We start from the raw sequence: 14,632 nt of genomic DNA on the forward strand, positions 1-14,632 counted from the left end.
GCAGTGTGACCCGTATCGCCATAGCACCGCATCCCATCCCTGACCGGCAATTCTGTCCGGTCCCAGTCCTGAAAATCAGACGCTAAGGCAAATTCTCAGACCCCAGCGCAGAACTCCATCTTCCCAGGCAAGGCGCTCCCTGCGCCTTTCTCACACACTCGGCTCTAACGCTATCGCGCTGCAAAACAACAAGAGCCGCGAAAAAAATGACCAGTTTCCAACCTGCTACCGAAAGCCAGACCGGCCACATCGGCGCCCGTCAGGCCCGTGTCGAGGACGCCGCATTGTTGCGCGGCCTCGGCTGCTATGCCGATGACGCTGCAATCCCTCCGGGTACGCTGCATGCGGCGATCATCCGTTCACCCCACGCTCATGCGCGGATCACCTCGGTGGACTTTTCCAAGGCGCTGCTGATGAAAGGCGTGCACGGCGTGCTGGTCGGCGAAGACGTCAAGCGCTGGGCGCTGCCGTTTCCGGTGGGTGTGCGCCAGCCAATGGAGCACTGGTGCGTCGCCGTCGACAAGGTGCGCTACGTCGGAGAGCCGGTGGCCGTGGTGATCGCCGAAAGCCGCTATCTGGCCGAGGACGCCATCGAAGGTGTGCGCGTTGAATACGAGCCGCTGGCCCCGATCATCGATCCCGAACTGGCCACCGCCGAACAGGCGCCGATACTGCACGACGCCGTTGGCAGCAACGTGGTCAACGAACGGCGCTTTCGTTATGGCGAGCCGGAGCAGGCGTTCGAGCAGGCGCCGCACAAGGTCTCGCTCAAAGTGCAGTTTCCGCGCAGTTCCTGCACACCCATCGAATGTTATGTGGTGCTGGCTCAGTACGAGCGCGCCACCGGCATTTATGACGTGCTGGCCAATTTCCAGGGCCCCTATGCGTTGCACACGGTCATGGCCCGTGCACTGAATGTGCCCGGCAACCGCTTGCGTTTGCGCACGCCGAAAGATTCCGGCGGCAGCTTCGGCATCAAGCAAGGGGTGTTCCCTTACGTGGTGATGATGGGGCTGGCGTCACGCAAGGTCGGCGCACCGGTGAAGTGGGTCGAGGACCGTCTGGAACATCTTCAGGGGGCTTCTTCGGCGACCAATCGGGTGACCGAAATTGAAGCGGCGGTAGAAGCGGATGGCCGCATCACCGCGTTGCGTTATGACCAGATCGACGATTGCGGTGCCTATCTGAGAGCGCCGGAACCGGCGACTTTCTACCGCATGCACGGCAATCTGACGGGTGCCTACGCGATCCGCAATTTGCAAGTGCGCAACCGAGTGGTGCTGACCAACAAAACCCCCTCCGGCCTGAACCGTGGTTTCGGTGGCCCGCAGGTGTATTTCGCCCTGGAGCGGCTGCTGCAACACATCGCCGTGCAGTTGAAGCTTGATCCGTTGGACGTGATCCGCCGCAACCTGGTGCCGGCCGATGCCTTCCCTTATCGCGCGGCCGCCGGTGCGTTGCTCGACTCCGGCAACTATCAGGCCGGTATTGCCTTGGCGGTGGCTGACGGTGGCCTCGACGAGTTGCTCAAACGTCGTGATCAGGCGCGTGCCGAAGGCCGGATCTATGGCATTGGCTACGCCGCAGTCATCGAACCATCGATTTCCAACATGGGTTACATCACCACCGCGATGACCCCCGAAGAGCGGCGCAAGGCCGGTCCGAAAAACGGCGCTGTCGCCACCGCAACCATCAACGTCGGCCCGCTGGGTGACGTCAGTGTGCACGTGTCCTCGGCACCGCAAGGGCAGGGCCATCAAACCGCCGTCGCCCAGGTCGTCGCCGAAGTGCTTGGGGTTGCGCTGGAAGCCATCGTGGTCAACGTCGAACTGGATACCCAGAAGGACGCCTGGTCGATTGCCTCGGGCAACTACTCCAGCCGCTTCGCCGGCGCTGTGGCCGGTGCCGTCTACAAGGCGGCGTTAAAGATCCGCGATCGTCTCGCCGCGATTGCTGCCGAGCAATTGCAGGCCAGTCCCGAAGATATTCGTTTCGCGGGCGGCAAGATTTTTGTGGTCAATGGCGGGGCGGTGGCGCCATTCCATCGGATTGCCGGTGCGACCCACTGGTCGCCGGGCCTGTTGCCGGAAGGTGAAAACGGCGGTCTGCGCGAAACCGCCTTCTGGAGCCCGCCACAATTGGTGGCACCGGACGACCAGGATCAGGTCAATAGTTCGCTGTGCTACGGCTTTGTCTTCGACATCTGTGGTCTGGAAATCGACCGCATGACCGGCGAGATCCACATCGATCGCTACGTCACCTGCCATGACGCCGGCCGCTTGCTCAACCCGGCGCTGGTCGACGGCCAGATTCGTGGTGGCTTCACCCAGGGCCTCGGCGCGGCACTGATGGAAGAGTTCGCCTATGGCGAGGACGGCAGCTTCCTCTCCGGAACCTTCGCCGACTATCTGGTGCCGACCGCACCGGAAGTGATCGAACCGGTGATCCTGCACATGGAAACGCCATCGCCATTCACCCCGCTGGGCGCCAAGGGTGTGGGCGAGGGCAACAATATGAGCACGCCGGTGTGCATCGCCAACGCGGTGGCCGACGCCCTTGGTCGCTCCGACATCCGTCTGCCACTGACGCCATCGAAAGTACGCACGCTGATCGGGATCGACGAGCCGCCACGGCCCGCCGGTATGGAGGCTGATGACAATCTGGATGCAGCACCTGCCGGTGGACCGGCACTGCGGGCCAACGACTCGGTGGTGATTCCTGCTTCGCCGCAACAGGTCTTCGATACCTTGCTCGACCCGCAGACACTGGCGGCGATCATTCCCGGTTGCCACGACCTGGTGCTTGAAGGCGAGAACCGATACCGCGCAGACGTCACCGTCGGCGTCGGCATGATCCGCGCGCGCTTCGAAGCCAAGGTTGCCCTGAGTGATCTGGACCCGCCGCATTCATTGCGTCTGTCCGGCTCCGGCAGCAGCTCGATGGGCTCGGCCCAAGGCCAGGCCAAGGTGCGTTTCGTCGAACTGGAAAATGGCCACACACGGCTGGAATACCAATACCAGGTGGCGGTCAGCGGCAAAGTCGCCGCGGTCGGCGGCCGAATGTTGCAAGGGGCCTCGAAAGTGATCATCGGACAAATTTTTACTCGCCTGTCGCAACGGGTCAGCGGCCAAGCCATCTCCACCGGCTGGTGGGCGCGACTGCGGGCCTCGCTTGGCGCGCTGTTTGGCAAGGGAGGTGCGCAATGAAACCGGCTGCTTTCGATTACGTTCGGGCTGACACCCGTCGTCAGGTGGTTGAGTTGCTCGCCGAGTACGGCCAAGAGGCTCGCATCATCGCCGGTGGCCAATCGCTGATGGCGGTGCTGAACATGCGCCTGGCTCAACCCAAGTTGCTGATCGATATCAATCATGTGGCTGACCTGGCCTATATCGAACTGCGCAAGGATTGCCTGGCTGTAGGTGCCGGGGTGCGACAGGCGCAGTTGCTGGCGCGTTCGACCCTGATGGACGAGGTGCCTTTATTGGCACTGGCGATGCCCTGGATCGGCCACTTCCAGACGCGTAATCGCGGCACAGTCTGCGGTTCGGTGGCTCACGCCGACCCCAGCGCCGAGTTGCCGCTGTGCCTGGTGACGCTGGGCGGCGAGATCGTTCTCGAGTCGAAAAAAGGCCAGCGCATCGTCAAGGCTGGCGACTTCTTCCAAGGCATTCTCACCACCGACAAGCGTGGGGATGAACTGGTCGTCGAGGTGCGTTTTCCGCTCAAGCGCGAAGGCATCACCTATCGCTTCCGCGAAATCGCCATGCGTCACGGCGACTTTGCCATTGTCTCCCTGGCCGCGGCCATCGGCGTGGACCAGGTCGAACTCGGCATCGGCGGGGTCGCCGACCGTCCGCAACGTCGCAGCCTGCCACGGGGTGCGGCATTGCCAGACGCGCTCAATCAAACCGCCTGGTCGCTCGATGCACAGGACGACGTGCAGGCCAGCGCCGCCTATCGCCGCCAACTGATTCGCGAGCTGGGTCATCAGCTGATCGAAGGAGTCTGAACATGCGTGTAACCGCCGAACAAACCTTTGCCATTCGCCTGGAACTCAATGGCCGATCCCGCGAAGCGCTGGCCGAACCGCGGACCCAACTCTGCGACTTCCTGCGCCACGACCTCGGTGCCACCGGTGTCCATGTCGGCTGTGAACACGGTGTCTGCGGTGCCTGCACGGTGCTGGTGGACGGGGTCGCCATGCGTTCCTGCCTGATGCTTGCGGTACAGGGACACGAGCGGCGTATCGAGACCGTCGAGTCCCTGGCCGACGACGACACACTGAGCGACCTGCAGCAAGCCTTTCGCCGTCATCACGCCTTGCAGTGCGGCTTTTGCACTGCGGGCATTCTCATGTCCTGCGTGGATTTCCTCGAACGGGTACCCAACCCGGACGAGACCCAGGTACGCGACATGCTCTCGGGGCATCTATGTCGCTGCACGGGCTACACCGGCATCGTCCAGGCCGTGCTCGAAGTCGCTGCCCAGCGCCAAACGAACAAAGGGGTATAACAATAATGTTCGATCTCGGACGCAGTTTCCTCGCTGCCGTTGAACGCCGACCACACGCCGTGGCGGTCAGTGACGGTGCGTTGAAGAAAACCTATGAAGACTGGTTCGTCGATATCCAGAGCGCCGCCTGGGGCTTGCAATGCCTTGGGCTGCAACGCGGTGACCGACTGCTGGTAGCGATGCAGAACCGCTGGCAGATGGCGACCCTGCATTGGGCCTGTCAGTTTGCGGGCGTCGTCATGACCCCGTTGAACTGGCGTTCGACTGCCGATGAGCTGGGCTACTGCATCGAAGATGCGAAAATCCGCGCACTGGCTTACGACGACGCGACCGTGACCGCGGTGGCCGGTTGCAGCGCCGCCGCCAGGCTGCCACGGATCGCCACCGGCCTGCGTGCCGCCAACACCGACCTGAGTTTCGAGGAACTGTGTTCGCAGACCCCCTCCGGCATCATTCTTCAGGCCGACGCCGAAGACTTTTCACTGCTGCTGTACACCTCTGGAACCACCAGCAGGCCCAAGGGCGTGCTACGCAGGCACCGTTGCGAACGCGCCGCGGCGGTGGCCCACGTAGCGCAGAACCTCTACCGCCAGAGCGAGTGCACGCTGGGTGTCATGCCGCTTTACCACACCATGGGCGTGCGTTCGCTGCTGTCCATGGCGCTGATCGACGGACATTTCGTCTGTGTGCCGAAGTTCGACGTGGAGGTCACGCTGCAGGCCATCGAGCGGGAAAAGGTCAGCAACCTGTACCTGGTGCCGACGCTCTACCACATGCTCATCGAACACCCGGCCTTTGCCCGCGAGCGAGTCGCCAGTGTGGAGAAAATCGGCTTTGCCGGCGCGCCGATGAGCGACGGCTTGATGCGCCGGGTCGAGCAGGCGTTCCAGCCGCAATTGTTCGTCAATCATTACGGCAGCTCGGAGATCTACACCTTCACCATCGACCAGCAAGCCAACCGCAAACCCGGTTCGTCAGGGCGCAGTGCAATGAACCAGCGGGTGCGCGTGGTGCCGATCGATGCAGAAACGGTGGACGTGCTGGCCAAGCCGTATGAGGAGGGCCAGATCATCGCCGACCTGGCGAGCGACGAGGCGTTCGAAGGCTACCTGAACCGCCCCGAAGCGACCGCCAAGGCGTTGCGTAACGGCTGGTATTTCACCGGTGACATCGGCTACTTCGATCTGGAGGGCGATCTGTTCGTCACCGGTCGCGTCGACGACTTGATCATCACCGGTGGCGAAAACGTCAGCCCGGCGGAAATCGAAAACATGCTCTCTCTGCACCCGGCGGTGGAAGAAGTGGTGGTGGTCGGTCTGCCGGACGAGCAGTGGGGCAAGATCATTGCTGCGTTTATCAAGCTGCGCGCCGAGGTTTCGGAAGGCGACCTCGATGCCCATTGCATCGCTTCGGGCCTGGCCAAGTTCAAGCGGCCACGGCGTTACCAGTTCGTCGATCAGATTCCCAAATCTCCAGTGGGCAAGGTGCTGCGGCGCGTGCTGCTGGCCCAATTCCAGGAACAGGCCTTGAAGGCCATCAGCTAATCATCCAGAGGACAGTCCCATGCAACAACAAGCGATCCAGCAATTTCTCGACACTCGGTTCGATGGCTTCCAGGTTGAAGTCGACCTGTCCCGTGAGCGCGCCGACATCATCCTCGACCGGGCGCCGTTGAACGTCATTTCCATGGGCCAGCGCGATCAACTGCGCCTGGTCTTCGAAGCCCTCGATGCACACAAGGACGTGCGCGTCATCGTGCTGCGCTCGGTGGGTGAACACTTCTCCAGCGGCGGCGACATCAAGGGCTTCCTCGAAGCGTCGCCGGAGCACGTTTCCAAGCTGGCCTGGAACGTCGCGGCACCGGCACGTTGCGAAAAACCGGTGATCGTTGCCAACCGTGGCTACACCTTCGGCGTTGGTTTCGAACTGTCCCTGGCCTGCGATTTCCGCATTGCTTCGCAAACCACTCGCTACGCCTTGCCTGAGCAGAACCTGGGGCAGATCCCGGGCTCGGGTGGCTCCGCACGCCTGCAGAAAATCATCGGCATCACCCGCACCAAGCACATGGTGATGCGCGCCAAACGCATCACGGGCGACCAGGCCTATGCCTGGGGTATCGCTACCGAGGTCGTGCCGGATACCGAACTGGAAAGCACTGTCGATGCGCTGGTCGATGAACTGCGGCGCTTCTCGCCGCTGGCTCAGCGCACGGCGAAAAAACTGATCAACGACAACGAAGATGCGCCGCTGACTGTCGCGATCGAAATGGAAGGTCACTGCTACAGCCGTCTGCGCAGTTCCAAGGACTTCAAGGAAGGCGTCGAAGCGTTTCACAGCAAGCGTGCGGCAGTGTTCACCGGCGAGTAAAGGCGTACCGGCGAGCAGGCCCGGGAGCATGTCGGCAACGGCGTGCGCCCCTGCGGAGCAGGGTCTGCCGCCCCTTCAATGCAACGGATAGGGCACATCAAGGTATCACCGCTGGCCTGCTGATTACCCGCAACCCGCGCACCGGGGTGCAGAACGTTTCGATTCACCGTTTGTGTGAGGCAACCATGACTACGACAACAACAATAACTGCATCACCCACCAGCGCCGCTACCGATACACCGCAGATTCCACCGGGCAAGGCCTTGCTTGCGGCATTTGCCTCGACATTCGGCTGGGCGCTGGATTTATTCGACCTGTTCATTCTGCTCTACGTGGCGCCGATCATCGGCCGTATGTTCTTCCCCTCGGACACCCCGACATTGTCGCTGGCCGCGGTGTATGCCTCGTTCGCCGTGGCCTTGCTGGTGCGTCCGCTGGGCTCGGCGATCTTCGGCGCGTATGCCGACAAACACGGGCGCAAGCGTGCGTTGATGGTGTCGATGGTCGGCGTCGGTGTTTCCACGGCACTGTTTGGCGCCTTGCCGACCATTCACCAGGTCGGGGTATTGGCCCCGATACTGTTTTTGGTCTTGCGGGTCATTCAGGGCGTTTTCGTCGGCGGTATCGTTGCCTCCACTCACACCATCGGCACCGAATCCATCTCGCCGCGTTATCGCGGCTTGATGTCCGGGTTGATCGGTGGCGCCGGTGCCGGCATGGGCGCGCTGTTGGCGTCAGCCACTTATCTGGTGTTGTCGGAGATCTTTCCCGGGGAAGAGTTTGACGTCTGGGGCTGGCGCTTCATGTTCTTCTGCGGCTTGCTCAGCACGTTTTTCGGTCTGGTGATGTTCCGTTACCTGGAAGAAACCCCGGTATGGCAGCAACTGCAACAGGCCCGCAAAACCAAGGGGCCGGCGGTAGTGGTCGTGTCGCCACTCAAGCGTCTGTTCGGTCGCGAGTACCGCGGGGTGATGCTGGTCAACCTGTTGATTACGTTCGGCGGCGGTGCCACCTATTACTTGGCCTGCGGTTATCTGCCGACACTGCTCAACGTGGTCGCCAAAGTGCCCCATACGCAGACTTCGCAGATGCTCATGTACGGGTCGGTGGCAACAATCGTTGGAGCACTGGCCTTCGGTTACCTGAGTGACCTGATCGGTCGCAAGAAGACCTTCATGCTGCTGGGTGTGATCAACCTGGTGAGCCTGCCCATGATGTTCCTTGGTGTCGCCGAACCGGGCTCGCTGACGCGCACTGCGCTGTATTGCATGGGCATCGGCTTCATGGGCGGGGCGATCATCGCGCCGATCCTGATCTTCCTCAACGAACGCTTTGCCACCGAGCTGCGCGCCAGCGGCACCGGGTTGTCCTGGAACATCGGTTTCGCCCTCGGCGGAACCATGCCGACCTTTGTGTCCCTGGTCAGCAGCAGCCCGGCGCAGATCCCCATGGTGCTGGCGATTTTCGCCGCCGGTCTGTCGGTGATCTACCTGATCGGCAGCGTGGTGATTCCGGAAACCCAAGGCAATTTCAAATAAAGGCGGGGAGGCGCTCCAGGAATTCGCAGATCAGCTGCAAGGTACGCCCGGTCGCTTCGGTCTGGGGAAAGTGCCGGCAGTTATCCAGCAACACACAGCGGCACGGCCCAGGCACCTGTCGCTGGATGACTACCAGTTGCTCGGGCGTGGCGTAGTGGTCTTCGCGCCCCTGAATGACCAGCAGCGGTTTTTCGATATAAGCCAACTGTGCTTCAAGATCGTCCAGGGAAAAATCCGGGTGCAACCAACTGTCGCTCCAGCCGTGAAAAGCGCCGTCGACATTGGTCCCATGGTGGCGTGCCAGGCGTTCGCGCAATTCGCCATGATGCCAAACCTCGGTGGTATGGCGAATGCCATCGAGGCTCTCGGTCTCGACAATCACGTGAGGTGCCAGGGCAATGCTGCCCAACACCCGTGGATCGTTGGCGGCAGCGTAGGCAAGGACGATGGATGCACCGTCACTGTGACCGAGCAAGACCACGTGCGACAGTTGCAAGGCATCGAGCAATTGCCGCAGTTCACGTGGGCCATCGCTGCACAGGTAGTTCAGCGGACGCGGCAGGGTCACCGGGCTCGATTGCCCATAACCCTGTCGGCTGTAAGTGACCACACCGCAACCGCTGGCCTGGGCCAGGCGCAGGGGGAAGTCTTTCCATTGGTCGGCGCTGCCAAGGCCTTCGTGCAACAACACAAGGGTCGGTCGCGACGGGTCAGGCGCAGGCAGGTGGCGATATTCCAGGCGCAGCGGCCCAAGTTGCAAAAATTGTTGTGGCGACATGCTGAATCAACGATTGAACAAGGTTGCTCGCAGGTTACCGTAAACGTAACCCTGCATGCAGCACCACGCTTTGCTTGAGGTATGGAAAACATGCGCCATCTCGATGTTCAGGTGATCGACCAGGCACTGCAATGGGCTCGCGCCGGGCAGGCCCAGTGGCTGTGCACGGTGCTCTCCACCTATGGCTCGGCGCCGCGTGCGCCGGGTGCGATGCTGGTGACCAATGGCTCGGGCGAGCACGTCGGCTCGCTGTCGGGCGGCTGCGTCGAGGAGGAGTTTCTCGAAAGCCTGGCCCGCGGTGAATTGCGCGAACCGGCGCAGATCGTCAGTTATGGTGACAGCGTCGAGCAACGCCACCGTCTACGATTGCCCTGTGGTGGCGTGCTGATCGTACTGGTCGAGCACCGCGCTGCCAGTCTCGAATGGATCGCGCACCTGGAGAGTCTGCAAGCGGCGTTACTCGGCCAGCGTCGTCTGCTGCGTCACGTCGAACTGAGCAGCGGTGCCTTGCGCCTGGACCCGGACACCGGGCACGGCAGCGAGCGGGTGCAAGTCGTCGACGAGACAGTGCGCATCAGCGTTGGTCCGGCGTTGCGACTGATTCTGGCCGGGCTGTCGCCGGTCGCGCAAGTCTGCGCCAGTTTCGCCCGCGCCATTGGCTGCGAAGTCATCGCCTGCGACCCCCGGGAGGAGATGCTGCATGTTCAGCTCGAAGGCGTGGAGATGCAACGCGTGCTGCCCTCGATGTTCATTGCCGCGGGAGGTTGTCACGCGGCGACCGCAGTGGTGGCGCTGACTCACGATCCGCGAATCGATGACCTGGCGCTGATGGAAGCGGTTCACACCCCGGCGTTTTACATCGGCGCCATGGGGTCTGAGGCAACCTCGGCCAAGCGCGCCGAGCGGCTCAAACGCATTGGTGGTCTGACGGATGAACAGATCGCCCGTTTGCACATGCCCATCGGCCTCGATCTGGGCAGCAAGGCCCCGGCGGAAATCGCTCTGGCGGTGGTGGCCGATGTCCTGCGCGTTTATCACGGGAAAGAACGCCATGCCTTGTAAGGCGGTTTTTCCGACGAGCGAGGGGGCTGCGAAAGTCGGGGTAGACGCTCGGTCATTCGCGCGCGATAGTAACCAGCAAAGTGCTGCTGAAACGTTGAGTAGTCGCCAGGGTCCAGAACCTGGACGCCGCGATGATCCTTCATTGTGGCCGATGACAATAGCGCTTCAAGCGAGCGGAGGAATCTGATGTCGATTGCCCAACGGGTTTTCCACGGCAGGTTTGGACGGGTCGCCTTGCTGAATATGGATCGTTCGCTGGTCACCCACACCCATTCCGAATGCCATGTACTGGTCAAAGTGTCCGGTGAAGACACTTACTTCAACGTCAACGGTCGTCGGGTGCCGCTCAGCGATCGCACGGCGGTGCTGGTCAACGCCTGGGAGCCGCATTTCTACGATCCGCAGCCGGGTGCCGGTGCCACCGTCATCCTGGCGCTCTATATCGAGCCCGCCTGGCTGGCCACTGCCCAGCAGTCGCTGGCGCTCAGCGGTCGGCCGGACTTTTTTGCCCAGTCGTGTATCGAGCTGTCGAGCCGTAATCGCACCTTGGCCGACATCCTGGTCGCCGAAGCGCATGGCTGCGGGCTCGTGCCGAAAGAGCGCATGGAATTCATGCTGTTCGATTTCCTGATCGAACTGATCGAGGACTTTTCCAGTTGGCGGCATTTGTCGCTGCAGGGTGCGCCGAACTCAGCCGAGTTCCGGGACGCCCGCGTGCGCCGTGGCACCGCCTGGTTGCTTGAGCACCTCGATGATCCGAACCCGATCGACAATGCCGCGCGGGCTTGTGGTCTGTCGCGGGCGCACTTCTTTGCGCTGTTCAAGAAAGATACCGGCCTGACGCCGACCCTGTTGCTGAACGACGCACGCATGCGCCGGGCTTTTGCCTGGCTGGAGCGTGAGCGCAGTGGAACGTTGGGTCTGTTGTCGGAGAACCTCGGATTCTCCGAGCAAGGTCATTTCACACGGTTTTTTCAGCAACACATTGGCGCCTCTCCCAGCCAGTACCGGAGGGTAGTGGATAGCTATACGGCGGGTTGAACCGACAGGCTGAAAAATCGAAACTGCTCACATTTATCGCTCCTGTCGGTCGGTGATCAGGCCAGGGCGGCCATTTCTGGAATCGCTTCGAACAGATCCGCCACCAGGCCATAATCGGCCACCTGGAAGATCGGCGCTTCTTCGTCCTTGTTGATCGCAACGATCACCTTGGAGTCTTTCATGCCGGCCAGGTGCTGGATCGCGCCGGAGATACCGACGGCGATGTACAGCTGTGGCGCAACGATCTTGCCGGTCTGACCGACCTGCATGTCGTTGGGGACGAAACCTGCGTCGACCGCGGCGCGGGAAGCGCCGACCGCCGCGCCCAGCTTGTCGGCCAGGGCGTACAGGTGTTTGAAGTTGTCGCCGTTCTGCATGCCGCGGCCGCCGGAAACGACGATCTTGGCAGCGGTCAGTTCCGGACGATCGGACTTGGCCAGTTCTTCACCGACGAAGCTGGAGATGCCAGCGTCGTGTGCAGCGCCAACGGCTTCAACCGAAGCAGATCCACCTTCAGCAGCCACCGGGTCGAAACCGGTAGCACGGACGGTGATCACTTTCACTGCAGCGTTCGACTGAACGGTAGCAATAGCGTTACCGGCATAGATCGGGCGCTTGAAGGTGTCAGCGCTTTCGACCGAGATGATCTCGGAGATCTGGTCAACGTCCAGTACAGCGGCAACGCGTGGCAGGATGTTTTTGCCGTTGGACGTGGCGGCAGCCAGGATGTGGCTGTAGCCCTTGCCCAGCTCGGCCACCAGGGGCGCGACGTTTTCCGGCAGTTGATGCGCGTAGGCGGCATTATCGGCCACCAGCACTTTAGCCACGCCTGCGATTTTCGCAGCGGCTTCAGCCACGGCGCCAGCGCCCTGACCTGCAACCAGAACGTGGATATCACCGCCAATTTTGACAGCGGCCGCCACAGTGTTCAGCGTGGCCGGAGCCAGCACTTTGTTGTCGTGTTCAGCGATTACCAAGATAGTCATGATTCGGCTCCTTAACTCAAAGCACCTTCGCTTCGTTTTTCAGTTTCTCGACCAGTTCAGCCACCGACTTGACCTTGATACCCGCGCTGCGTGCAGCAGGCGCTTCGACTTTCACGGTCTTGTTGGTGGAGGCGGTGGAAACGCCCAAAGCGTCCGCAGTCACTACTTCGAGAGGCTTCTTCTTGGCTTTCATGATGTTTGGCAGGGACGCATAACGCGGCTCGTTCAAACGCAGGTCGGTGGTGACGATGGCCGGCAGTTTCAGGGAAACTGTCTGCGCGCCGCCGTCGACTTCGCGCGTCACGGCAACGCTGTCGCCGCTGATCTCGACTTTCGAGGCGAACGTGCCCTGACCGTAGCCGCTCAGTGCCGCGAGCATCTGGCCGGTCTGGTTGTTGTCGCTGTCGATGGCTTGTTTGCCAAGGATCACCAGCTGCGGCTGTTCCTTGTCGACTACAGCCTTGAGCAGCTTGGCAACAGCCAGGGAAGTCAGATCTTCAGCGGATTCGACGAGGATGGCGCGATCGGCACCCAGAGCCAGCGCGGTGCGCAGTTGCTCTTGAGCGGTGGTCGGGCCGATGGAGACGACGACGATTTCAGTCGCAACACGCCCCTCTTTTATAGAAAGTTCTTTCAGGCGTACGGCTTCTTCCACTGCGATTTCGCAGAACGGGTTCATCGACATCTTGACGTTGGCGAGGTCGACGCCGGAATTGTCCGCCTTGACGCGAACCTTGACGTTGTAGTCGACCGCACGTTTCACAGCTACCAGGATTTTCATTGGGCAGTGCTCTCTCGAAAAACTTTGATCGTTGCAGGCAGGCTTTTAGTTTCAGATCAAGCCTGAATCGCTCCGGCTGCACGCATTTTTTCAATACGATCCGTGCCCAGCCCCAGTTCCCTGAGCACCTGTTCGGTATGCTGGCCGATGCCCGGTACAGCATCCATACGTGGCTCGAACGCGCTATTGCTGCCTGGAGGTATCAAGCTTGGCACCGTGCCAGCAGTGGTTTCGACTTCCCGCCAGCGATCACGCGCCTGAAGTTGCGGATGGTTCCAGACACCTTGCATGTCATTGACCCGAGCATTAGCAATTTGCGCATGCTCCAACCGATCAAAGACGGCATCGAAAGTGAGTGTGGAGAACGATTCAACGATGAGTGCCCGCAACGCTTGACGGTTTTCGACACGCTTGTAGTTGGCAGAAAAGCGTTCGTCTTTCGCCAGTTCAGGAGTCAGCAGTACCTTGTCGCAAAACAGCTGCCACTCTCGTTCGTTCTGCAAACCCAGCATTACTGTCGTGCCGTCACCGATGGGGAAGGGACCATAGGGGTAAATCGTGGCGTGCGCGGCGCCGGCGCGAGGGGGAGGGGGAGAGCCGTCATAGGCGTAGTACATCGGGTAGTTCATCCACTCGACCAGGCTTTCCAGCATCGACACATCAAGGTGGCTTCCTTCGCCAGTGCGTCCACGCAACAGCAAGGCAGATAGAATTCCGGTGTAGGCGTACATACCGGCCGCGATGTCAGCAATCGAGCAACCTGCCTTGGCCATTTCTTCCTCACCCGGTCCGCCGGTGACCGAAAGGAATCCACCTTCGCTCTGGATCAACAGGTCGTAGGCTTTTTTCTTCTCATAAGGACCCCCAACGCCATAGCCGGAAATATCACAGACAATCAGACGCGGAAACCGCTGATGCAAAGCCTCAAATGAAAGCCCCATTCGCGCGGTCGCACCGGGTGCCAGGTTCTGCACGAGCACATCGGCGGTGGCCAGCAAACTGTCCAGCACCTCGGTGGCCGAATCTTGTTTCAGATCCAGGGTAAGGCTTTCTTTTGAGCGATTGGTCCAGACGAAGTGCGAGGCGAGGCCGTTGACGCGTTGGTCGTAACCTCGGGCGAAGTCACCCGTGCCTGGGCGTTCGACCTTGATGACACGTGCGCCGAGATCGGCCAGTTGTCGGGTGCAGAAGGGCGCTGCAATGGCATGTTCAAGGCTGACGACGGTAATGCCATCGAGCGGGCGGACGCCTTTGGATTGGCTCATGATTATTATCTCTTTTGTCATGGCTCCCCAGTCGCGCCTGCTTGAGCCGACGCGCTGGGTTTTATGCTGATCCTTTAAAAGGAGCGCGGCAGTTCAAGCAGGTGTTCGGCAACGTACGACAGGATCAGGTTGGTGGAGATGGGCGCCACCTGATACAGCCGGGTCTCGCGGAATTTGCGCTCGACGTCGTACTCGCAGGCAAAACCAAAACCGCCGTGGGTCTGCAGGCAGGCATTGGCCGCTTCCCAGGAGGCTTTGGCCGCCAGGTACTTGGCCATGTTGGCGCTGGCCCCGGCGTTCTT

At 61.2% G+C, this 14,632-nt stretch carries 13 protein-coding genes; 8 read left to right on the top strand and 5 right to left on the bottom strand.

The genetic code is table 11. From position 1 onward, the window contains the following. The first annotated feature begins 206 nt into the window (after nucleotides 1-206). From J2W17_RS19305 to J2W17_RS19330, 6 genes are all read left to right on the top strand, one after another. Complete coding sequence (locus J2W17_RS19305; RefSeq protein ID WP_307337636.1) at nucleotides 207-3,206, top strand: xanthine dehydrogenase family protein molybdopterin-binding subunit; 3,000 nt, start codon at nucleotides 207-209, stop codon at nucleotides 3,204-3,206. Further along, a complete protein-coding gene (locus J2W17_RS19310; protein ID WP_307337639.1) occupies nucleotides 3,203-4,009 on the top strand; it encodes an FAD binding domain-containing protein in 807 nt (268 codons plus the stop codon). The genes J2W17_RS19305 and J2W17_RS19310 overlap by 4 nt, the downstream gene beginning before the upstream one ends. A 2-nt stretch (nucleotides 4,010-4,011) precedes the next feature. Continuing rightward, the gene (locus tag J2W17_RS19315; RefSeq protein ID WP_307337642.1) at nucleotides 4,012-4,512 is read left to right on the top strand and encodes a (2Fe-2S)-binding protein; all 501 of its coding nucleotides are present in this window, start codon (nucleotides 4,012-4,014) and stop codon (nucleotides 4,510-4,512) included. A 5-nt stretch (nucleotides 4,513-4,517) separates the two neighbouring features. Beyond that, nucleotides 4,518-6,056 carry an AMP-binding protein gene (locus tag J2W17_RS19320; RefSeq protein WP_307337645.1) on the top strand — a complete coding sequence of 513 codons (1,539 nt, stop codon included), beginning with the start codon at nucleotides 4,518-4,520 and terminating at the stop codon, nucleotides 6,054-6,056. A 19-nt stretch (nucleotides 6,057-6,075) separates the two neighbouring features. Next, a complete protein-coding gene (locus J2W17_RS19325) occupies nucleotides 6,076-6,879 on the top strand; it encodes an enoyl-CoA hydratase/isomerase family protein (protein WP_307337649.1) in 804 nt (267 codons plus the stop codon). Between the two features lie 185 nt (nucleotides 6,880-7,064). Next, nucleotides 7,065-8,417 carry an MFS transporter gene (locus J2W17_RS19330; RefSeq protein ID WP_307337653.1) on the top strand — a complete coding sequence of 451 codons (1,353 nt, stop codon included), beginning with the start codon at nucleotides 7,065-7,067 and terminating at the stop codon, nucleotides 8,415-8,417. Here the strand turns inward: J2W17_RS19330 and J2W17_RS19335 are convergent. Beyond that, nucleotides 8,410-9,195 (bottom strand): alpha/beta fold hydrolase, encoded by a 786-nt coding sequence (locus J2W17_RS19335; protein ID WP_307337657.1) that lies wholly within the window; start codon nucleotides 9,193-9,195, stop codon nucleotides 8,410-8,412. The two genes, J2W17_RS19330 and J2W17_RS19335, sit on opposite strands and share 8 nt — an antisense overlap. Before the next feature lie 90 nt (nucleotides 9,196-9,285). On the opposite strand from J2W17_RS19335, the gene J2W17_RS19340 reads away from it, so the two are divergent. Then, nucleotides 9,286-10,257 (top strand): XdhC family protein, encoded by a 972-nt coding sequence (locus tag J2W17_RS19340; protein ID WP_307337660.1) that lies wholly within the window; start codon nucleotides 9,286-9,288, stop codon nucleotides 10,255-10,257. Between the two features lie 186 nt (nucleotides 10,258-10,443). After that, nucleotides 10,444-11,298 carry a helix-turn-helix transcriptional regulator gene (locus J2W17_RS19345; protein ID WP_307337663.1) on the top strand — a complete coding sequence of 285 codons (855 nt, stop codon included), beginning with the start codon at nucleotides 10,444-10,446 and terminating at the stop codon, nucleotides 11,296-11,298. Nucleotides 11,299-11,354: 56 nt separating this feature from the next. Here J2W17_RS19345 and J2W17_RS19350 read toward each other — a convergent pair whose 3' ends face one another. The 4 genes from J2W17_RS19350 to J2W17_RS19365 all read right to left on the bottom strand — a co-directional run. Further along, nucleotides 11,355-12,284, bottom strand: a complete 930-nt coding sequence (locus J2W17_RS19350) for an electron transfer flavoprotein subunit alpha/FixB family protein (protein WP_307337666.1) — start codon at nucleotides 12,282-12,284, stop codon at nucleotides 11,355-11,357. 16 nt (nucleotides 12,285-12,300) lie between these two features. Beyond that, the gene (locus J2W17_RS19355) at nucleotides 12,301-13,065 is read right to left on the bottom strand and encodes an electron transfer flavoprotein subunit beta/FixA family protein (RefSeq protein ID WP_307337669.1); all 765 of its coding nucleotides are present in this window, start codon (nucleotides 13,063-13,065) and stop codon (nucleotides 12,301-12,303) included. 56 nt (nucleotides 13,066-13,121) lie between these two features. Beyond that, nucleotides 13,122-14,330, bottom strand: coding sequence for a CaiB/BaiF CoA transferase family protein (locus J2W17_RS19360; RefSeq protein WP_307337671.1), 1,209 nt, complete (start codon nucleotides 14,328-14,330; stop codon nucleotides 13,122-13,124). 74 nt (nucleotides 14,331-14,404) lie between these two features. After that, nucleotides 14,405-14,632: acyl-CoA dehydrogenase family protein (locus J2W17_RS19365; protein WP_307337674.1), on the bottom strand; the 228-nt coding region annotated here is incomplete at its 5' end.

It is taken from the genome of Pseudomonas lini, assembly GCF_030812475.1.
In the GTDB taxonomy this organism is placed as follows: Bacteria; Pseudomonadota; Gammaproteobacteria; order Pseudomonadales; family Pseudomonadaceae; genus Aquipseudomonas; species Aquipseudomonas lini_A.